The 19,761-nt window shown below is 74.2% G+C and carries 18 protein-coding genes; 13 read left to right on the forward strand and 5 right to left on the reverse strand.

The features are described from left to right. Window positions 1-2 precede the first annotated feature (2 nt). Genes ACF09E_RS21555 through ACF09E_RS21575 form a run of 5 tightly spaced genes read left to right on the forward strand, consistent with a single transcriptional unit; the run spans window position 3 to window position 7,380 of the window. Window positions 3-986: a carbohydrate kinase family protein gene (locus ACF09E_RS21555; protein WP_392206562.1), complete on the forward strand. Its 984-nt coding sequence runs from the start codon at window positions 3-5 to the stop codon at window positions 984-986. Continuing rightward, window positions 983-4,450: a methionine synthase gene (gene metH, locus ACF09E_RS21560; RefSeq protein ID WP_392206563.1), complete on the forward strand. Its 3,468-nt coding sequence runs from the start codon at window positions 983-985 to the stop codon at window positions 4,448-4,450. Before ACF09E_RS21555 ends, metH begins: the two co-directional genes overlap by 4 nt. Next, window positions 4,447-5,322, forward strand: coding sequence for a methylenetetrahydrofolate reductase [NAD(P)H] (gene metF / locus ACF09E_RS21565; protein WP_392206564.1), 876 nt, complete (start codon window positions 4,447-4,449; stop codon window positions 5,320-5,322). The genes metH and metF overlap by 4 nt, the downstream gene beginning before the upstream one ends. Continuing rightward, complete coding sequence (gene ahcY / locus ACF09E_RS21570) at window positions 5,315-6,712, forward strand: adenosylhomocysteinase (protein WP_392206565.1); 1,398 nt, start codon at window positions 5,315-5,317, stop codon at window positions 6,710-6,712. Before metF ends, ahcY begins: the two co-directional genes overlap by 8 nt. Continuing rightward, window positions 6,712-7,380, forward strand: coding sequence for a maleylpyruvate isomerase family mycothiol-dependent enzyme (locus tag ACF09E_RS21575; protein ID WP_392206566.1), 669 nt, complete (start codon window positions 6,712-6,714; stop codon window positions 7,378-7,380). Before ahcY ends, ACF09E_RS21575 begins: the two co-directional genes overlap by 1 nt. Before the next feature lie 111 nt (window positions 7,381-7,491). Here the strand turns inward: ACF09E_RS21575 and ACF09E_RS21580 are convergent, their stop codons facing one another. From ACF09E_RS21580 to ACF09E_RS21590, 3 genes are all read right to left on the reverse strand, one after another. Continuing rightward, entirely contained in the window at window positions 7,492-8,433 is a 942-nt protein-coding gene (locus tag ACF09E_RS21580; protein ID WP_392206567.1) for a sigma-70 family RNA polymerase sigma factor, read from the reverse strand. A gap of 126 nt (window positions 8,434-8,559) precedes the next feature. After that, window positions 8,560-9,762 carry an NAD(P)/FAD-dependent oxidoreductase gene (locus ACF09E_RS21585; RefSeq protein ID WP_392206568.1) on the reverse strand — a complete coding sequence of 401 codons (1,203 nt, stop codon included), beginning with the start codon at window positions 9,760-9,762 and terminating at the stop codon, window positions 8,560-8,562. Between the two features lie 80 nt (window positions 9,763-9,842). Continuing rightward, a complete protein-coding gene (locus tag ACF09E_RS21590; protein ID WP_392206569.1) occupies window positions 9,843-10,115 on the reverse strand; it encodes a hypothetical protein in 273 nt (90 codons plus the stop codon). On the opposite strand from ACF09E_RS21590, the gene ACF09E_RS21595 reads away from it, so the two are divergent. Both ACF09E_RS21595 and ACF09E_RS21600 read left to right on the forward strand, forming a co-directional pair. Beyond that, window positions 10,114-10,449, forward strand: a complete 336-nt coding sequence (locus ACF09E_RS21595) for a DUF2087 domain-containing protein (protein WP_392206570.1) — start codon at window positions 10,114-10,116, stop codon at window positions 10,447-10,449. The two genes, ACF09E_RS21590 and ACF09E_RS21595, sit on opposite strands and share 2 nt — an antisense overlap. After that, window positions 10,446-11,075, forward strand: a complete 630-nt coding sequence (locus ACF09E_RS21600; RefSeq protein ID WP_392206571.1) for a LysE family transporter — start codon at window positions 10,446-10,448, stop codon at window positions 11,073-11,075. Before ACF09E_RS21595 ends, ACF09E_RS21600 begins: the two co-directional genes overlap by 4 nt. A gap of 32 nt (window positions 11,076-11,107) precedes the next feature. On the opposite strand, the gene ACF09E_RS21605 is transcribed toward ACF09E_RS21600, so the two are convergent. Both ACF09E_RS21605 and ACF09E_RS21610 read right to left on the reverse strand, forming a co-directional pair. Beyond that, window positions 11,108-11,431, reverse strand: a complete 324-nt coding sequence (locus ACF09E_RS21605; RefSeq protein ID WP_392206572.1) for a hypothetical protein — start codon at window positions 11,429-11,431, stop codon at window positions 11,108-11,110. Window positions 11,432-11,475: 44 nt separating this feature from the next. Next, window positions 11,476-12,267 carry a PIG-L deacetylase family protein gene (locus ACF09E_RS21610; RefSeq protein ID WP_392206573.1) on the reverse strand — a complete coding sequence of 264 codons (792 nt, stop codon included), beginning with the start codon at window positions 12,265-12,267 and terminating at the stop codon, window positions 11,476-11,478. A 145-nt stretch (window positions 12,268-12,412) separates the two neighbouring features. Here ACF09E_RS21610 and asnB point away from each other — a divergent pair, with 145 nt between their 5' ends. From asnB to ACF09E_RS21640, 6 genes are all read left to right on the forward strand, one after another. Continuing rightward, window positions 12,413-14,230 carry an asparagine synthase (glutamine-hydrolyzing) gene (gene asnB / locus ACF09E_RS21615; RefSeq protein ID WP_392206574.1) on the forward strand — a complete coding sequence of 606 codons (1,818 nt, stop codon included), beginning with the start codon at window positions 12,413-12,415 and terminating at the stop codon, window positions 14,228-14,230. Window positions 14,231-14,453: 223 nt separating this feature from the next. Then, window positions 14,454-15,311: a hypothetical protein gene (locus ACF09E_RS21620; RefSeq protein WP_392206575.1), complete on the forward strand. Its 858-nt coding sequence runs from the start codon at window positions 14,454-14,456 to the stop codon at window positions 15,309-15,311. A gap of 91 nt (window positions 15,312-15,402) precedes the next feature. Then, complete coding sequence (locus tag ACF09E_RS21625; protein ID WP_392206576.1) at window positions 15,403-16,149, forward strand: SDR family oxidoreductase; 747 nt, start codon at window positions 15,403-15,405, stop codon at window positions 16,147-16,149. 74 nt (window positions 16,150-16,223) lie between these two features. Further along, window positions 16,224-17,789, forward strand: coding sequence for a class I tRNA ligase family protein (locus ACF09E_RS21630; RefSeq protein WP_392206577.1), 1,566 nt, complete (start codon window positions 16,224-16,226; stop codon window positions 17,787-17,789). Window positions 17,790-17,949: 160 nt separating this feature from the next. Beyond that, window positions 17,950-19,263: a D-inositol-3-phosphate glycosyltransferase gene (gene mshA / locus ACF09E_RS21635; RefSeq protein WP_392206730.1), complete on the forward strand. Its 1,314-nt coding sequence runs from the start codon at window positions 17,950-17,952 to the stop codon at window positions 19,261-19,263. 217 nt (window positions 19,264-19,480) lie between these two features. Then, a complete protein-coding gene (locus ACF09E_RS21640; protein ID WP_361853210.1) occupies window positions 19,481-19,675 on the forward strand; it encodes a hypothetical protein in 195 nt (64 codons plus the stop codon). Window positions 19,676-19,761 lie beyond the last annotated feature (86 nt).

Raw genomic sequence — 19,761 nt, forward strand, 5'->3', positions numbered from 1 at the left:
CCATGCGCATCGCTGTCACGGGATCCATCGCGACCGACCATCTGATGACCTTCCCCGGGCGGTTCGGCGAGCAGCTGCTCGCCGACCGGCTCGACCGGGTCTCCCTGTCGTTCCTCGCCGACGACCTGGAGGTCAGGCGCGGCGGAGTGGCAGCGAACATCGCCTTCGGACTCGGCGTCCTCGGTCTCCGCCCCGTCCTCGTGGGCGCGGTCGGCGCCGACTTCGAGCCGTACCGGGTCTGGCTGAAGGACCACGGTGTGGACACCGACTCGGTGCGGGTCAGCGAGTCGCTCCACACCGCCCGGTTCGTCTGTACCACCGACCGGGACCAGAACCAGATCGCCACCTTCTACGCGGGGGCGATGGCGGAGGCACGCGAGACCGACCTGCGGGACGTCGTCGCGCGCACCGGCCGGCTGGAACTGGTCCTGGTCTCCCCGGACGACCCCGAGGCCATGCTGCGGCACACCCGCACCTGCCGTGACCTGGGGATGCCCTTCGCCGCCGACCCGTCGCAGCAGTTGGCGCGGCTCGACGGCGGACAGGTGCGGGAGCTGGTGGACGGGGCGCGGTTCCTCTTCACCAACGAGTACGAGACGGCGCTCCTCATGGAGAAGGCGGGCTGGCGCGAGGCGGACGTGCTGCGCCGGGTCGGCACCTGGGTCACCACCCACGGGGACGCGGGCGTCCGCATCCGGGGCGAGGGCCGCGAGCCGCTCGCCGTGCCGGCCGTGGAGGTCGCGGCGGTCGTCGACCCGACCGGCGTCGGGGACGGCTTCCGGGCCGGGTTCCTCGCGGGCCGGATGTGGGGCGTGCCGGAGCGGTGCGCGGCGCAGCTGGGCTGCGCGGTGGCCGCGACGGTCCTCGCCTCCGTGGGGACGCAGGAGCACCGGCTGCGCCGGGAGCCGCTCATGGACCGGATCCGGACGACGTACGGCGCGGGGTGCGCCGCCACCCTCGTCACGCATCTGAGGGGGCTCACATGACCGTCGTACGGAGTTCCCTGCGGGAGGAGTTCGCCCGGCGGGTCGTGGTGGCCGACGGGGCGATGGGCACGATGCTCCAGGCCGCCGACCCGACCATGGAGGACTTCCGCGACCTCGAAGGCTGCAACGAGATCCTCAACCTCACCCGCCCCGACATCGTCGCCTCCGTCCACGACGCCTACTTCTCGGTGGGCGTGGACTGCGTCGAGACCAACACCTTCGGGGCGAACCTGGCCGCGCTCGCCGAGTACGGCATCGAGCACCAGGTGTACGAGCTGTCCGAGGCCGGCGCGCGGATCGCCCGGGCGGCCGCCGACGCGCACACGGCCGCCGACGGGCGGCCCCGCTGGGTCCTGGGCTCCATGGGGCCGGGGACGAAGCTGCCGACGCTCGGGCACGTCACGTACGAGCCGCTCCGGGACGCCTTCCAGCAGAACGCCGAGGGCCTGATCCGGGGCGGCGCGGACGCCCTGCTCATCGAGACCTCGCAGGACCTGCTCCAGACGAAGGCGGCCGTCATCGGCGGCCGCCGGGCCCTGGACCGGATCGGCGTGGACCTCCCGGTGATCGTGCAGGTCACCGTGGAGACCACCGGCACGATGCTGCTGGGATCGGAGATCGGGGCGGCGCTGACGGCCCTGGAGCCGCTCGGGATCGACATGATCGGCCTGAACTGCGCCACCGGGCCGGCGGAGATGGCCGAGCACCTGCGGCACCTGTCGCGGCACGCCCGCGTCCCGATCTCGGTCATGCCCAACGCCGGCCTGCCGGTCCTCACCTCGGACGGCGCGCACTACCCGCTGTCGCCGACCGAACTGGCCGACGCGCAGGCGGCGTTCGTCCGCGAGTACGGTCCCGCGCTGGTCGGCGGCTGCTGCGGCACGACCCCGGAGCACCTGCGGGAGATCGTCGAGCGGGTGCGGGGTGCTGCGGTCCTCGACCGGCGGCCCGAACCGGAGCCGGGCGCGTCCTCGCTGTACGGCCACGTGCCGTTCCGGCAGGACACCGCGTACCTGGCGATCGGCGAGCGGACCAACGCCAACGGCTCGAAGAAGTTCCGTGAGGCCATGCTCGACGGGCGCTGGGACGACTGCGTCGAGATGGCCCGCGACCAGATCCGCGAGGGCGCGCACATGCTCGACCTGTGCGTGGACTACGTGGGCCGGGACGGCACCGCCGACATGACGGAGCTGGCCGGGCGGTTCGCGACGGCCTCGACGCTGCCGATCGTCCTCGACTCGACCGAGGTCGGGGTGCTGCGGGCCGGTCTGGAGAGGCTCGGCGGCCGGGCCGTCGTGAACTCGGTGAACTACGAGGACGGCGACGGCCCCGACTCCCGGTTCGCCCAGGTCACGGCGCTCGCGAAGGAGCACGGGGCGGCGCTGATGGCACTGACCATCGACGAGACGGGCCAGGCCCGGACCGTCGAGGAGAAGGTGGGCGTCGCGGAGCGGCTGATCGCCGACCTCACCGGGAACTGGGGGATCAGGGAGTCGGACATCCTGATCGACACCCTCACGTTCACGATCTGCACCGGTCAGGAGGAGTCCCGCAGGGACGGCGTCCACACGATCGGGGCGATCCGCGAACTGAAGCGCCGCCACCCGGACGTGCAGACGACCCTGGGCCTGTCCAACATCTCCTTCGGCCTGAACCCGGCCGCGCGGATCGTCCTCAACTCGGTCTTCCTCGACGAGTGCGTCAAGGCCGGCCTGGACTCGGCGATCGTGCACGCCTCGAAGATCCTGCCGATCGCCCGCCTGGAGCCGGAGCAGGTGGAGGTCGCCCTCGACCTGATCCACGACCGGCGCCGGGACGGCTACGACCCGCTCCAGCGGTTCCTGGAGATGTTCGAGGGCGCGACGGCGAAGTCGCTGAAGGCCGGGAAGGCCGAGGAGCTCCTCGCCCTGCCGCTGGACGAGCGGCTGAAGCGGCGGATCGTCGACGGCGAGAAGAACGGCCTGGAGGCGGACCTCGACGAGGCGCTGACGGTCCGCCCCGCGCTGGAGATCGTCAACGAGATCCTGCTGGACGGCATGAAGACGGTCGGTGAGCTGTTCGGCTCGGGGCAGATGCAGCTGCCGTTCGTGCTCCAGTCCGCCGAGGTCATGAAGACCGCGGTCGCCCACCTCGAACCGCACATGGAGAAGTCGGACGCGGACGGCAAGGGCACGATCGTGCTGGCCACCGTCCGCGGCGACGTCCACGACATCGGCAAGAACCTCGTCGACATCATCCTGTCCAACAACGGCTACAACGTCGTCAACATCGGGATCAAGCAGCCGGTCTCCGCGATCCTGGAGGCGGCCGAGGAGTACTCCGCCGACGTCATCGGCATGTCCGGCCTCCTGGTCAAGTCCACCGTGATCATGAAGGAGAACCTGGAGGAGCTCAACGGCCGCGGTCTCGCCGGGCGCTTCCCCGTGATCCTCGGCGGCGCCGCCCTCACCAGGGCGTACGTCGAGCAGGACCTGCACGAGATCTACCAGGGTGAGGTCCGCTACGCCCGCGATGCCTTCGAGGGCCTGCGCCTCATGGACGCCCTCATGGGCGTCAAGCGCGGCGTCCCCGGCGCGGTGCTCCCGCCGCTCAAGCAGCGCCGCGTCCCCGCGCGGGCCACCACTCCGGTCGCGGAAGCGCGGGAGGCCGAGCCGGCCGGCCGCTCCGACGTCGCCACCGACAACCCCGTCCCCGAACCGCCCTTCCTCGGGACGAGGGTGGTGAAGGGCATCCGGCTCGCCGAGTACGCCTCCTGGCTGGACGAGACCGCCCTCTTCAAGGGCCAGTGGGGCCTCAAGGACGCCGAGAGCATCGAGACGGAGGGCCGGCCGCGGCTGCGCGCCTGGCTCGACCGGCTCCAGACGGACCACCTCCTCGAAGCGGCCGTCGTCTACGGCTGGTTCCCCTGCGTCTCCAAGGGCGACGACCTGATCGTCCTCGACGAGGACGGAGGCGAGCGGACCCGCTTCACCTTCCCCCGCCAGCAGCGGGGCCGCCGCCTCTGCCTGGCCGACTTCCACCGCGCGGAGGACTCCGGCGAGATCGACGCCGTCGCGCTGCAGGTGGTCACCGTCGGCTCCCGGATCGGCGAGGAGACGGCGCGGCTCTTCGCCGCCGACGCCTACCGGGACTACCTCGAACTCCACGGCCTGTCCGTGCAGTTGGCGGAGGCCCTCGCCGAGTACTGGCACGCCCGGGTGCGTGCCGAGTGGGGCATCGGCGGGAGCGACCCGGCCGGCCTCGACGGCATGCTCCGCACCGAGTACCAGGGCTGCCGCTACTCGCTCGGCTACCCGGCCTGCCCCGACCTGGAGGACCGGGCCAAGATCGCCGCCCTGCTGCGTCCGGAGCGGATCGGCGTGGAGCTGTCGGAGGAGTACCAGCTGCACCCCGAGCAGTCGACGGACGCGATCGTCGTCCACCACCCGGAGGCGAGCTACTTCAACGCGGGAGGCCGCAGATGAGCCCGGTTCCCGGGGACCCCACCTTCTCCTTCGAGTTCTTCCCGCCGAAGACCGACCGGGGCGAGCAGGCCCTGTGGGCGGCGATCCGCCGGGTCGAGGCCCTGTCACCGGACTTCGTCTCGGTGACGTACGGCGCGGGCGGCTCGTCCCGCGACCGGACCATCGGGGTGACGAAGCGGATCGCGGCCGAGACGACCCTGCGGCCCGTCGCGCACCTCACGGCCGTCGGCCACTCCGTCGCCGAGCTGCGGGCCGTCATCGGTGCGTACGCGGACGCCGGGGTGCGGGACGTGCTCGTGCTGCGCGGCGACCCGCCGGGCGATCCGCGCGGCCCGTGGACCCCGCACCCGGGGGGATTCACGTACGCCTGCGAACTCGTCGAGCTGGTGCGGTCGCTGGGCGACTTCCGGATCGGGGTGGCGGCCTTCCCCGAGGGCCACCCGCGGTCGGCCGGCCCGGCGGAGGACCTCGCGCACTTCGTCGCCAAGTGCCGGGCGGGCGCCGACTACGCGATCACCCAGATGTTCTTCGACCCGGAGGACTACCTGCGGCTGCGGGACCGCGTCGCGGCCGCGGGCTGCGACACCCCGATCATCCCGGAGATCATGCCGGCCACCGACGTGCGCCAGATCCGGCGTTTCGCCGAGCTGAGCGACGCCGCCTTCCCCGAGGACCTGGCGCACCGCCTGGAGGCGGCGAAGGACGACCCGGCGGCGGCGTACCGCGTCGGCGTCGACCACGCGACGCGGATGGGCCTGCGGCTGCTCGACGAGGGCGCGCCGGGCCTGCACCACATCACGCTGAACAGGTCGACGGCGGCCCTGGAAATCCACCGAACCATCATGAGCGCGAGGAGCGTTGTCCATGTCTGACACCTTCACGGACCACAAGGTCGCGGACCTCTCCCTGGCGGCCTTCGGCCGCAAGGAGATCACCCTGGCGGAGCACGAGATGCCGGGCCTGATGTCCATCCGCCGCGAGTACGCCGCGACGCGGCCCCTGACCGGTGCGCGGATCACCGGCTCCCTGCACATGACCGTGCAGACCGCCGTGCTCATCGAGACCCTGGTCGCGCTGGGCGCGGAGGTCCGCTGGGTGTCGTGCAACATCTACTCGACGCAGGACCACGCCGCCGCCGCGATCGCCGCCGCCGGCATCCCCGTCTTCGCCTGGAAGGGCGAGACCCTGGAGGAGTACTGGTGGTGCACGGAGCAGGCCCTGACCTGGCCGGACGCCGACGGACCCAACATGATCCTCGACGACGGCGGTGACGCCACGACCCTCGTCCACCTGGGCGTGGAACGCCAGAAGACCGGCGCGCTCCCGGAGCCCGCCAACGAGGAGCTCGCCGTCATGAGGGCCCTCCTGGAGCGCAGCACCCTCGACTGGACGACCCTCGCCGCCGGCATCCGGGGCGTCACCGAGGAGACCACGACGGGCGTCCACCGCCTCTACGAGATGCACCGCGAGGGCGACCTCCTCTTCCCGGCGATCAACGTGAACGACGCCGTGACCAAGTCGAAGTTCGACAACAAGTACGGCTGCCGCCACTCCCTCGTCGACGGCATCAACCGCGCCACCGACGTCCTCATCGGCGGCAAGACGGCCGTGGTCTGCGGCTACGGCGACGTCGGCAAGGGCTCGGCGGAGTCCCTGCGCGGCCAGGGCGCCCGGGTGATCGTCACCGAGATCGACCCGATCTGCGCGCTCCAGGCGGCGATGGACGGCTACCAGGTCGCCACCCTGGAGGACGTGGTGGAGACGGCGGACATCTTCATCACGACCACCGGCAACAAGGACATCATCATGGCCTCCGACATCGCCCGCATGAAGCACCAGGCGATCGTCGGCAACATCGGCCACTTCGACAACGAGATCGACATGGCCGGCCTCGCCAAGACCCCCGGCATCGTCAAGGACGAGGTCAAGCCGCAGGTCCACACCTGGACGTACCCCGACGGCAAGGTCGTCATCGTCCTGTCGGAGGGCCGCCTGCTGAACCTGGGCAACGCGACCGGCCACCCGTCCTTCGTGATGTCGAACTCCTTCGCCGACCAGACCCTCGCGCAGATCGAGCTCTTCACGAAGACGGCCGACTACCTCGTCGGCGTCCACACTCTCCCCAAGCACCTGGACGAGAAGGTCGCCCGCCTCCACCTCGACGCCCTCGGCGTCCGCCTGACGACCCTCCGCCCGGAGCAGGCCTCGTACATCGGGGTTCCGGTGGAGGGACCGTACAAGCCGGACCACTACCGCTACTGATGTGTACGGACGAAGAGCGTGACCCCTGGCTCCCGGACCGCCTCCTGCGGACCGAACGGGACCTGCTGATGCCGCTCCTGCGCCGCACGCCGGAGGAGGCGTACGAGCTCCGCACCGCCTGCCCCGGCTGGACGGCCCGGCAGGTGCTCGCGCACTGCGGGGCGGCGCTGGTCCGGATCGTCGAGGACCGGCTGGAGGAGGGGGTGTTCCTGCCGGAGGCCAACGCCTGCGACGTCGCCGAGCGCGAGGACTGGCCGCTCGGCCGGGTCCTCGACGAACTGGAACGCGGCCTGACGGAGGCGGGCCCGGTGATCGCCGCCCGCGAGGACGGCCGCCTCGACGCTGTGGCGCTCGGGGAGTGGGTCCACGCGGGCGACGTGCGGGAGGCCTTCGGCGAACCGGACGCCTACTGCGGCGACGCGCTGGAGCTCGCGCTCCCCCTCCTGACGGTCACCAGCCGCAAGCGCGAGACCCCGCGGCTGGTCGGCGTCCTGGCGGACGGGGCGACGACCCGGGTCTCCCTGGGCAACGCGATCGAGGGCCGCCCGCCGGCCACCTTCAAGGGCGACGCGTCGACCCTGATCCGCATCTACGCGGGCCGCCCGCTGGTACGGACCCGCTACGAACTGACGGGCGCGACGGAGCAGGAACTCCTGATCTACCGCTGACCGCACCCCGCCCCCTGAGCCCCCTCGCGCCCCCACCTAGCCCGGCCCCGACCGGAAGAAGATCAGGTACCGGCTGGGGCAGTAGGCCCGGCGGTCATCGCCGCCCCGCGGTCACCAGGCGGCGATGACCGGCACCCCCGGTCCGCTCCGGCGCCAGGTCTCGTCGAGACGGGTGAGCCGGTCCCGGCTCGCGACCCCGTGCAGGGACGCGACCCGGCCGTCGCTGACGGCGCACACGACGGCGCCCACGACCCGTCCGTCGACCACGGCGAGGACGGCGGGGGCGCCGTTGACCGCGGCGATGTGGAGCGCGGGCGAGCCGCCCGCCAGCCGCCGCTTCGCCTCCGTGGGCCGGAATCCGGCCCGTACGAAGGAGGCGACCCGTTCGCGCGTCGTGAACCGCAGCAGCCGCTTGGCCAGCCCCGCGCCGTCCGACACCGCGGTCACGTCGTCCGTGAGCAGCGCCACGAGACGCTCGGTGCGCCCCGACACCGCGGCGGCGAGGAACTCCTCGACGACCCGGCGCGCGGACGCCGGGTCCGGCGCGGCGGCGCCGCCGCGGCGCTCGGCCGCGACCCGGGCCCGGGCCCGGTGGGTGTGCTGCTGGCTCGCGGACTCGGTGATGTCGAGGATCCCGGCGATCTCGGCGTGGCTGTACGAGAAGGCCTCGCGCAGGACGTACACGGCCCGTTCGACCGGCGACAGGCGCTCCATGAGGGTCAGGACGGCCAGGGACACCGACTCGCGCTGCTCGAAGGTGTCGGCGGGGCCGAGCATCGGGTCCCCGTCGAGGAGCGGCTCGGGCAGCCAGGCGCCGGCCGTGCGCTCGTGGCGGGTGTGCGCCGAGCGGAGCCGGTCGAGGCAGAGGTTGGTGAGGACCCTGGTCAGCCAGGCCTCCGGGACGTCGATCCGGTCGCGGTCCGCGGCCTGCCAGCGCAGGAAGGTGTCCTGTACGGCGTCCTCGGCGTCCGCGGCCGAGCCGAGCAGGCGGTAGGCGAGCGAGGCCAGCCGCCCCCGACCGGCCTCGAAGCGTGCGACGGCTGTGCTGTCCATGGCGAACACCCTAGGGGGTGTCCTGCCGGTCATGCCGGGCTCGCGGGGGCTCCCCGATCCGGCCCGATCGACAGGACACCCCCGACGCCCCCGTCGTACCGGGACGTCCCGGGGCGCGGGCACCGGTCAGACCGCCGCCCGCACGCCGGTCCGGTCGGGCGAGGCCGCGGTGGCCGCCAGCCGCTTGCGCCTCGGCATGCCGAGGACCGGGTGGGCGATGTTCCAGCCGGCGCCGGCCAGCACGCCCGCCTTGAGCCGTGCGGCCGTCCGGCCGCCCAGGTACCAGTCCTTCGACCGCGCGTCCTCGTCCACCATCTGGAAGACGGCGTCCCGCCGCCCGAGGCTGATGTGGTTGCCGTGGTACCTGAGCCCGACGGTCGGGACCTCGCCGCCCGTGAGGCGCGCGATGATCGCGGCGGTCGCCTGCATGGTGGTGAAGCCGGCCGACGCGCAGGACATCGGCAGGACACGGCCGTTGTCGCCGATCGCGTGGACGGAGTCGCCGGCGGCGTAGACGTTCGGGTGCGAGACCGAGCGCATGGTGCGGTCGACGACGATCCGCCCGGACCCGGCGACCTCCAGGCCCGCGGCGGCCGCGAGCGGGTGCACGGCGAACCCGGCCGTCCACACCGTCACGTCGGCCGGTACGGTCGCGCCGCCGGCGGTGACCGCCCGGGCCGGCTCGACGGCCGCCACCGCGGTGTGCTCGTGCACGGTGACGCCGAGCCGCTCGAAGGCCCGGCGCAGGTGGCGGCGCGCCTTGGGGGAGAGCCAGGCGCCCAGCTCGCCGCGGGCGGCGAGGGCGACCGACAGGTCGGGGCGGGACTCGGCGATCTCGGTGGCGGTCTCGATGCCGGTCAGCCCCTCGCCGACGACCAGGACGGTGCCGCCCGCTCCCAGGGCGGCCAGCCGCTCGCGCAGCCGCAGCGCGGAGTCCCGGCCGGCCACGTCGTGGGCGTGCTCGGCCGCGCCGGGCACCCCGTGGTGGTCCACGGAGCTGCCGAGGGCGTAGAGGAGGGTGTCGTAGGCGAGTTCGCCGCCGTCCGCGTCGGGTCCCGGGACCACCGAGACCGTTCCGCGCACGGGGTCGATGCCGGTGACGCGCGCCACGCGGAGCCGCACCCCGCTCCCCGCGAAGACGTCGGCGAGGGAACGGACCGAGAGGTCCCGGCCGCTCGCGAGCTGGTGCAGCCGCATCCGCTCGACGAAGTCGGGGGAGGCGTTGACGACGGTGATCTCGGTGTCGGCGGGGGAGAGCCGGCGGGCCAGGTTCCCGGCGGCGTAGGCCCCGGCGTATCCGGCTCCGAGGACGACGATGCGGTGCTTCATGGCGATGCTCCTGTCTCGTTCGGGCGCCCCTTGAACGAGACGGCCCGACGATTGCTGACAGGCGGGATGTGTGACGCCGGTCACATCGACGGATCGTCGTCGGTCAGGGCGCTGAGGGCGTCGCTCGGGGCGTGGCCGGGGCGCGGACTGGTGCCGTCGCCCGGGTCCGTGGCCCGGGTCCACGCGGGACCGGCGGTGCGCGGTACCGGCGGTGCGCGGGCGCGGCGGTGCGCGGGCCCGGCGGTGCGGCGCGGGCGGGCGGCGGCGCGCGGCACGCCGCAGGTCGGGGTCGGTGTCAGGGTCGGGAAATTCCTTTGCGGGGTGGGGCGGTGGGCGGCAGGCTTCTCCGCCATGACCAGTCATCCTTCCCGCCCGGCCGGCGTCGCGCGGCCCGCCCGTCCGGTCGCGGACCTGTTCTCCGCCGACGGGCGCCTCACGGCGATCCCGCGCCGCCCGGCCCGCCGCGAGGCGCTCCTCGCGCACCTCGCCGAGACCCTCTTCACGCCCGGCACCGACTACCGCGAGGCCGAGGTCAACCAGGCGCTGCTCACCGTCCACGAGGACTTCCCCGCCCTGCGGCGTCACCTCGTGGTCGGCGGCTTCCTCGCCCGGACCAGAGACGGCTCGGCGTACCGCCGACAGCAGCGGCCCGGCTCTCCCGGAGGCGCGATCCCCGCCGTCGCGTGACCGCCGCGGTGGTGGCCGGCCTGCTGGCCGGCTACGGCATCGCGATCCCGGTCGGCGCGGTCGGTGCGTACCTGGTGGCCGTGACCGCCCGTACCGGCTGGCGGACCGGCGCGGGCGCCGCGCTGGGCGTCGCCACGGCCGACGGCGTGTACGCCGTGATCGCCGTGGCCGGCGGCGCCGCGCTGGTCCCGCTCCTGACACCGGTGGCGGACCCGCTGCGCCGGGCCTCGGCCCTGGTCCTGGTGGTGCTCGCGGTGCGGGCGGCGTACGGCGCGGTCGCCGCGTACCGGACGGGCGGAGCCGCCTCCCGCGACGACGGGACGGTGCTCGGCCCGGGCCGCGCGTACCTCGTCTTCCTGGGGATCACGATCCTCAACCCGATGACCGTGGTCTACTTCGCCGCGCTCGTCCTCGCGACGGGCCCCTCGGCGCCCGCGACCCTCCCCGACCGGACCGCCTTCGTCCTCGCGGCTCTGGCCGCATCGGCGAGCTGGCAGCTGCTCCTCGCCCTGGGCGGGGCGCTGCTCGGCCGGATCCTGACGGGCCCCCGGGGGCGGCTGGCGACGGTGCTCGCGTCGAGCGCGCTGATCGTCGTCCTCGCGGTGCGGCTGGTGGCCCGCCCCTGAGCGGACGCGCGGCGGCGCCTCCGCCGCTCAGGTCACCCGAGGCGGCGCGGGCGGGACGGCCCGCGGGGGACCGCGGCCGCCGCGGCCACGGTGCCCGCGACCGCGAGGACCGCTCCGGCCGCGAGCACGCCCCGGCGGGAGCGCCAGGAGAGCACCGACCAGCAGGACTGGGCCGAGAGCAGCGAACCGAGGCTCGCCCAGGACCCCACCGAGGCGGCCGACATCGCGGAGCCGACGGAGCCGACGGACAGGAACGACCCGACCGAGCCGATCGACAGCGTCGACCCGACCGAGGCGACGGACAGGAACGAGTCCCGCGACCAGAGCGAGAGCGACGAACCGCGGCGAGAGGTCATGTGCCGATCGTAGGGGCGTTCCCCGGGCCGCGCGCGGGGCGTGTTCAGTCGATGTGCACGATTTGGAACGCCTCCGCCATCCGTCCGGCGGGCAGTCCGCCCGCCGTCGCGTGCTCGCCGAGCCAGGTGCGGAGCAGGCCCGCGAGGTCGTCGAAGTGGGCCGTCTGGGAGGTGTGGATGCGCAGGGCCTCGACCTTGCGGTCGAAGACGGGGGTGACGTCGACGTACTGGTTGGGTGTGGGGCCGGTCATCAGCCACAGCTCGTGGACGGTCCACGGCTCCAGGCCCTCCTCCTTCAGCAGGGAGGGGTGGGCGAAGGGGTTGCGGGCCTCGGGGTAGACCGCGCGCAGGCAGGCGTCGCCGACGGCGCGGTGGTCGGGGTGGAGGTCGGCGACCCGCGCCCAGTTGATCTCGGGGGAGGGGATGATCGCGCGTTGCGGCCGCACCTCCCGTATCACCCGGCACAGGTCGCGGCGGAGTTCCACGGAGGCCTCCACGAAGCTGTCGGGGTAGCCGAGGAAGCGGACGTCGGCGACGCCGCTGAGCTTGGCGGAGTGGACCTGTTCGGCGCGGCGCAGATCCGCCATGGCCTGGCGGGGGAGCCGGTCGTCGTAACCGCCGGCGTCGCCGTCCGTGACGATGCAGTACGTGACGCGGGTGCCGCGCTCGATCCACTGCATGACGGTGCCGCTGACGCAGAACTCGATGTCGTCGGGGTGCGCGGCCACGACGAGCAGTGACTCCGGTGCGGTGCGGGCGGGGTGGTCGACGGCGTGGTCGGCGTGGTGGCCGCCGTGGTCGCCGGCGGCCCGGTCGTGGTCCTCCATGTCCCTCATGTGGCAAGCCTGTTGGGGCGGCGGGGGCGTCGCAAGGCCAACCGGTGGCGTGAACAGGACATGGCACTTACGCGCCATTCAAAAACTTGGTAGATTCAAATCATTGGGTTGTACGGGTGAGTGATGTGCTTGGAGGGTGACCGCTGTGTGCAGGATTCTCGGCTCCTTCGCCGCCGGGGCGGCGGCCCGCGCCGACCGGCCCGACCCGGCGCAACTCGCCGCCGTGTCGGCCCGCCAGCGCCACGGCGGCCCCGACGAGCACGCCGTGCTCACCGGCCCCGGCTGGGCCCTCGGCTGCGACCGGCTCGCCGTCACCGACCCCTGCGGCGGCCGGCAGCCCTACCGGCTGCCGCACCTCCCCGGCGTCCTCGCCGTCCTCAACGGCGAGATCTACAACCACGCCGAGCTGCGCCGCACCCTCGCCGCCCGCGGCCACCGCTTCCCCGACCGCTGCGACGGCACGCTGCTGCCCGCCCTCTACGCCGAGTACGGGGCCGCGTTCGCCGAACACCTCGACGGCATGTTCGCCGTCGCCGTCCTCGACCTGCGCCCCGGCAGCACCCGACTCGTCCTCGCCGTCGACGACATGGGCATGAAGCCGATCCACCTCCACCACGACCCGTACGACGGGTCCACCCGGTTCGCCTCCGAGATCCCCGCACTCCTCGCCTTCGAGGGCGTGCGGATCTCCCCGCGCGAGGACTCCCTCGACACCGTCCTCGCCACCCGCACGTCCTTCTCCGCCCACACCGCCCTCGACGGCGTCGACGTCCTGCCGCCCGGCGCCACCGCCCTCGTCCGGCCCGGTGCGGCACCCGTCGTGCGCCGCCGCGGCCCGCACCGGAGCGTCCCCGTCGGCGACACCCAGGACGTCCTGCGGCACGAGGTGCGGCGGCTCGCCGAGGCCGACATGCCGGTCTGCGCCATCACCAGCGGCGGCCTCGACTCCGGGCTCGTCACCGCGCTCGCCGCCGAGCACGCCCGCGAGGCCGACGCGCCGCCGCTGCACACCTTCCACCTCGCCTACCGCGGCCGGTGGCCCGACTCCGAGGCCGCGTACGCCCGTTCCGTCGCGCGCAGGGCCCGCACCGTGCACCACGAGGTCGCCGTCGACCCCGACGAGGCCGGCTCGCTCCTCACCCGGACCGTCCGCCACCTCGGCCAGCCCAACGCCGACCCGATCGCCCTGTCCACCTACGCGCTCTTCCGCGCCGTCCGCGAGAACGGCTTCACCGTCGCGCTGACCGGCGACGGCGCCGACGAACTCTTCGGCGGCTACGACCGGATGCGCGCCGCGCTCGCCGCGCCGGCGGGCACGGACTGGGCGGGGGCGTACGCGGACGCGCTCTCGGCCGCGCCCCGGCTGCTCCGCGAGCACCTGTACACCGCCGACTACCGGGCCCACATCGCCGACCAGGGGTCGGCGGCCGACCGCATCGAGCAGGAGCTGCGCTCCGCGGAGGCCGTCGGCGAGGACCGGCTCACCGCGATGACGGCCTTCGAGACGCGCTGGCGGCTGCCCGCGTACCACCTGCGGCGGGTGGACCACCTGTCGATGGCGTGGGCGGTCGAGGCCCGGATGCCCTTCTGTCAGCCGGCCGTCGTGACCCACGCGCGCGCACTGCCGACGGCCGCCCGGACCGGGAAGCGGGCGCTGTACGAGGCGGGGGCGGAGCTGCTGCCCCCGGCGGTCCTGCGCCGGCCCAAGCAGCCCTTCACCCTGCCGCTCTCGGCGATGCTCGCCCCGGGCGGCCCGCTCCTGGAGACGGTCCGCGAACTGCTGTCCCCGGCCCGCCTGGTGCTGGGCGGCAAGGTCCGCGCGGACCGCGTGCAGCGGCTCCTCGCCCGCCACGGCGAGCGCCCCTCCCACCACGACGCGCAGGCGCTGTGGGCCCTGGCGGTCCACGAGCTGTGGACGGAGATCGTCCAGGGCATGCGCATCCCCGTCGGCTGTGCGGCCTAGCCCACCGGGACCTCCCGGCTCCCCGCCCACCGGCGCCGGCACGGCCCTCAGGTCCGCACCGGCAGCCCCGGCGAAGGGCACGGCCGGCCCTCGGCCCGACGCGGGCAGCCCCCAGTCCGGCCCGGATCTCCCCTCGCGCCTCTCACCCCGCCCCCCGTGGGGCCCGGGCCTGCGCCCGTCGGACCCGGGCCGCCCACCGACCGCCCCGGCGCGCCCCCCGTCCGTGCTCGCCTCCGTCGTCCGCGCCCACGACGCCCCCGGTCCCACCCTCGTGCTGCGGCTCGACCAGCTGCCCCCCGGAGCCCTCGCGCTCGGCGGCGAGCTGGCGGCGGTGCGCCGCGCGCTCGACGGCACCCCGTACGCCGGGATCGGCAAGATCGCGCTGTACCGGGCCGCCGGGCCCGGCCGGCTCGACCACCGCTTCGTCCAGGCCCTGCCCACCGGCTTCGACTTCCGCGCGGGATGCGGCCATTCGCTCCTCGCCTGCGTCGTCGCCGACGGCCGCCCCGGCCCCGTCACCGTCCGCGCCGTGACCACCGGCGACACCGTCCTGTGCGAGCGCGAGCCGCGGCAGGGCGCGTACACGCTCAGCTTCCTCCGCGCCCCCACCGCCCCCGGGACCCTCCCCACCGGCCGCCCGGTGGACCTCCTCGACGGCGTCCCCGTCTCCCTCGTCCGGTACGGCAACCCGTACGTCCTCGTCGACGCCCGGCACCTTCCCGGGGACGGGCTGCGGGAGCGGCTCGAAGGCCTCCGCGCGCTCGCCGCCCGGCTCCTCGGCCATCCGCCCCACTCCGCCCTTCCCAAGATCGCCGCCTTCACCGCCGGGCCCGCGGGCCTCTCGGTGCGCGCCCTCACCGTCGGCGGCTGGCACCCCCGGCTCGCCCTCACCGGCGCCGCCGCCCTCGCCGCCGCCGGCGCGCTCGACGGGACCGTCGTGCCGCCCGTGGACGGGGAGGTCCGCACCCCGGGGGGCACCGTGACCGTGTCCACCGGACCGGACCGCGTCCGTGTCCACCACAAGCGGGCCGAGCTGCTCGAACGGCTGGTGCTGCCCTGGCGTGTCCACGCAACGGCGTGAACGCGCACCGCTCTCACCGGGTTCGGGGCCCCCGCCCTCTGCCACGCTGAAACGGACCGGCCATCGGTATCCGTGGGGAGAGCTGGCACACATGAGATTCGAGAACCTGCGTGTCGTCGTGACCGGAGCGTCCCGCTATTTCGGTCGCGCGCTCGCCGTCGGATTCGCGCATCTGGGCGCCGAGGTCTACGTCTCGGCGCGGACCGTCGAAGCCGCCGAACGCACCCGCACCGACGTCATGGGCTCGGCCCGGGACCGCATCCACGCCTTCGGCTGCGACCTCAGCAAGCCCGCCGAGATCCGGGAGTTCGCCGCCCGGGTCGGCGAACGCACGGACCGGGTCGACCTGTTGGTCAACAACGGCGCCCGCTGGCTCGACGGCATGGACCTGGAGGCGGCCAGCGACGCCGAGATCGTCGAGACGATCGAGTCGACCGCGGGCGGCACGGTCCTCATGGTGAAGCACTTCCTGCCGCTGCTGCGGGGCTCGCTGCGCCCCGACATCGTCAACATGGTCGCCGTCCGCGACGCCGGGGGCGCCTCCGCGGCCACCGCCGGCGCGGCCCACGAGGCCTTCTGGGCGGCGAAGAGCGCCCAGGCCGGATTCGCCGACATCCTCTCGCGCCGCCTGCGGCCCTCCGGCGTCCGTGTCTTCTCCCTCTTCCCGCCCGACTTCTCGATCTCCGACCCGCGCTTCGCGGAATGGGACGGCTCGAACCCGGACGGCACGGCGCCCGACGAGAAGCTGACCACCCAGGCGCTCTTCGAGTGCATCGTCTACGCGGTCGAGCAGCCCCGCGACTGCTTCATCCGCTCCTTCCACTTCGAACCCCGCTGACCCGCCCTGCGCCGACAGCGCCCCGCCGCACGCGACCGCTGAAGCCCACCGCACCACAGCGTCAAGGAGGTCCCATGAGCACCCCTGTCTGGATCACCGCGACCCCTCCCGCCACCCACGGCGAACTCCACATCGGCCACCTCGCCGGTCCGTACGTCGCCGCCGACGTCCTCACCCGCTATCTGCGGGCCGAGGGCGAGGCCGTCCGGTTCACCACCGGCACCGCCGACCACGCGAGCTCCGTCGAGGTCCGCGCGCTGCGCCACCACCGCAAGCCCGAGGAGGTCGCGGAGGGCTACCGCGCCGCGATCACCGCGGACTGGCTGCGCTCCGGCGTGGAGTTCGACCACATCGTGCGTCCGCGCCGCGACAAGGGCTACGCGCGCTGGGTGCAGGACCTCTTCGGGCGGCTCTACGCACAGGGCGTGATCGCCCCGCGCACCCGCCTGCTCCCGTACTGCGAGCCGTGCGACCGCTGGCTGTACGGGGCACACGCCACCGGCACCTGCCCGCACTGCGGCGCGGCCAGCGACGGCGGCATGTGCCACGAGTGCGCGCGGCCCAACGACGGCGGCGACCTCATCGGCGCCCGCTGCGCGCTCTGCGACACCCCGGCGACGGCCCGCCGCTGCCGCCGGCTCTACGTACCGCTGGAGCCGTTCCGGGACAGGCTCGCCGACTACTGGGCGACGGCCGGGCTGCCCCCGCGCCTGGCCGCGCTGTGCGAGTCCCTCGTCGAGGACGGGCTGCCGGACATCGCGGTCGGCCACCCCGCCGAGTGGGGCCTCCAGGTCCCCGTCGAGGGCTTCCCCGACCACCGCATCGACGGCTGCTTCGAGGCCGCCGCGATGCACCTCTTCGGCTACGACGTGAAGGGCCCGCTGCCCCGCCGCGCGATCCACTTCTGCGGCTTCGGGCACGCCTTCTGCCACGCCGTCCTGCTGCCGGTGCTGCTGCTCGCGCAGGACGTCAAGCTGCCGCAGGACTTCAACGTGAACGAGTCGTACGTCATCGAGGAGGGCGTCCAGGAGGGCAACGTCTGGGCGCTCGACCTGCTCACCGAGTACGGCTCCGACACCCTGCGCCGGCACGTCCTCCAGGCCCGTCCGCTGGGCCGCCGTACCGTCTTCCACCGGGAGCGGCTCGCGGCCGCGCGCCGCGAGCTGGACGAGAGCTGGAACAGCTGGCTGTCCCGGCTCTTCGCCGCCGTACGGGAGGAGTGCGGCGGCCTGGCCCCGCAGGCGCTGCCCGGCGGCACGGGCTGGGAGATCCTGGAGCGGCGTCTGCACCGCGGTGTCGACGACCTGCGGGAGGCGTACGGCCCCGACGCCTTCGACCCGCGCCGGGCCGTCGCCGTCCTGGACGAGATGGTCCGCTCGGCCGCCGACTTCGGTCACGTCAACGCCCACGAACGCTGCCGTCCCAGCACCTCCTGCCGCCACCTCCCGGCACTGGCGGCGCAGTTGGCGGTGGCCTCGGCCCTGTCGGCGTGGTCGCGGCCGGTGATGCCGGAGGGCGCGGACCGGCTGGCGGCGGCGCTCCGGGCGGAGCCGGGCCGGCCGGTCGACTGGCAGGCCCTGACTGCCCCTCTGCCCGGGACCCGGCTGGAGCCCCCGTCGGGCCCGGTCTTCGGGTTCTGATTCCCCCGAGACCCGTACTACTAAGCAACTAAGTACCTCAGTGCACCGGCCTCCGGGCCGTCCGGACCCCCACCCTGCCGCGTGACCGTGCGCGCGAGCGACGCGCAGGGGCACGCGGCCTCCCTCCCCTCAGGAGCCCCTCGTGTCCCTGCGCGTCGCCATGCTCAGCGTCCACACCTCCCCGCTCCACCAGCCCGGGACGGGGGACGCCGGCGGCATGAACGTCTACATGGTCGAGCTGTCCCGCGCCCTGGCCGAACAGGGCGTGGAGATCGACCTGTTCACCCGCTGCCGGGGCGAGGCGGGGTCCCCGTCCGCCGCGCTCGCCCCCGGGGTGCGGGTCCGCCACCTGCCCGCCGGTCCGCGCCGCGCGCTGCCCAAGGAGGCCATGCCCGGCCTGGTGGTGCCGTTCTCGCTGGCCCTGCTCAAGGAGGAGCGGCGGTACGACCTGGTCCACTCCCACTACTGGCTCTCCGGGCAGGCGGGCCGGATCGCCGCGGTGGGGTGGGGCGTCCCGCTGGTGCACACCGCCCACACCCTGGCCCGGGTGAAGAACGCCACGCTGGCCGCCGGCGACACCCCCGAGCCGGAGCTACGGATCCGGGGCGAGCACCAGGTGACGGCCGCCGCGGACCGGCTGATCGCGAACACGGCGGACGAGGCGGAGGCGCTGCGGTCGCTGTACGGGGCGGATCCCGGGCGGACCGAGGTGGTGCGCCCGGGGGCCGACCTGCGGACCTTCCGGCCGGCGGACGGCCGGGCCGCGGCGCGGGCCCGCCTCGGGCTTCCGGCGGACGCGTTCGTGCCGCTGTACGCGGGCCGCATCCAGCCGCTGAAGGGGCCGGACGTGCTCGTACGGGCGGTGGCCGAGCTGCTGGCGGACTCCCCGGGCCTGCGCCGCAGGCTGCTGGTCCCGGTGGTCGGCGGGCACTCGGGCGCGACCCGGGAGGGCACGGCGTGGCGGCTGGCCGCCGAGCTCGGGGTGGCGGACGTGCTGCGGCCCTGCCCGCCCGTACCGCCGGAGCGGCTGGCGGACTGGTACCGGGCGGCGGACGTCCTGGTGGTGCCCTCGCGCAGCGAGTCGTTCGGCCTGGTGGCCCTGGAGGCGCAGGCCTGCGGGACGCCGGTGCTGGCGGCGGCGGTCGGCGGTCTGCCGACGGCCGTGCGGGACGGGGTGACGGGCCTGCTGGTGCAGGGGCACGACCCGGGGGAGTACGCGCGCCGGCTGGGCCTGCTCGCGGCGCACCCGGAGACGGTGCGGGCGATGGGGGAGGCGGCGGTGCGGCACGCGCGCGGGATGAGCTGGCGGGCCTCGGCCGCAAGGACCGTCGAGGTGTACCGGGGGGCGCTGGCGGAGGTCCACCGGCCGTCGCCGCCCTGCGGGGAGCGGAGGGTGGGACAGGGGCGGCGGCACGCCCCTGCCCCGACGGCCCCTCTCTCCTGGAGGAACGAGAAGACCGTCGCACCAGTCTAGCATCTCTTTTGGTTCGACCAAAAGTTAGAAGCGCCCAGGATGAAGTAATTCCGTTACCGCAGTGGCCTATTGACGCACTCACGCCATGGCGGGTCCACGCATCGAAGAACTCTGGATTCACCTCCACCCGGACTCCAGAATGGAGATGTCTTCAGGGAGCGCCCGGCGGCACGGGCCCCCGGAAGGCGGAATTCACATTCCAACTCCTGGAGGAATCATGTCCGCTGAGCAGAACTCCGGAATTCGCAGGACGGTCCGTCAGTTCGCCCTCGCGCTGGTGGCCTGTCTGGCCGTCGCCGGCGGCGCCGCCATGGCCACCGCCGCCGACTCCGCTCCGGCCGGCCAGCAGCAGGCCGGACCGACCGACGACTGGCCGCACGCCGTCCCCACCACCACGCCGCCGATCGGCTGAACCGGCCGAAGCGCCCGGCCCGCCCGGTCATTCCCCCGGCCGGGCACGAGAAAAGCCCCGCAATCGACCTGCCACGATTGCGGGGC

The organism is Streptomyces sp. NPDC014891, from assembly GCF_043081085.1.
Lineage (GTDB): Bacteria > Actinomycetota > Actinomycetes > Streptomycetales > Streptomycetaceae > Streptomyces.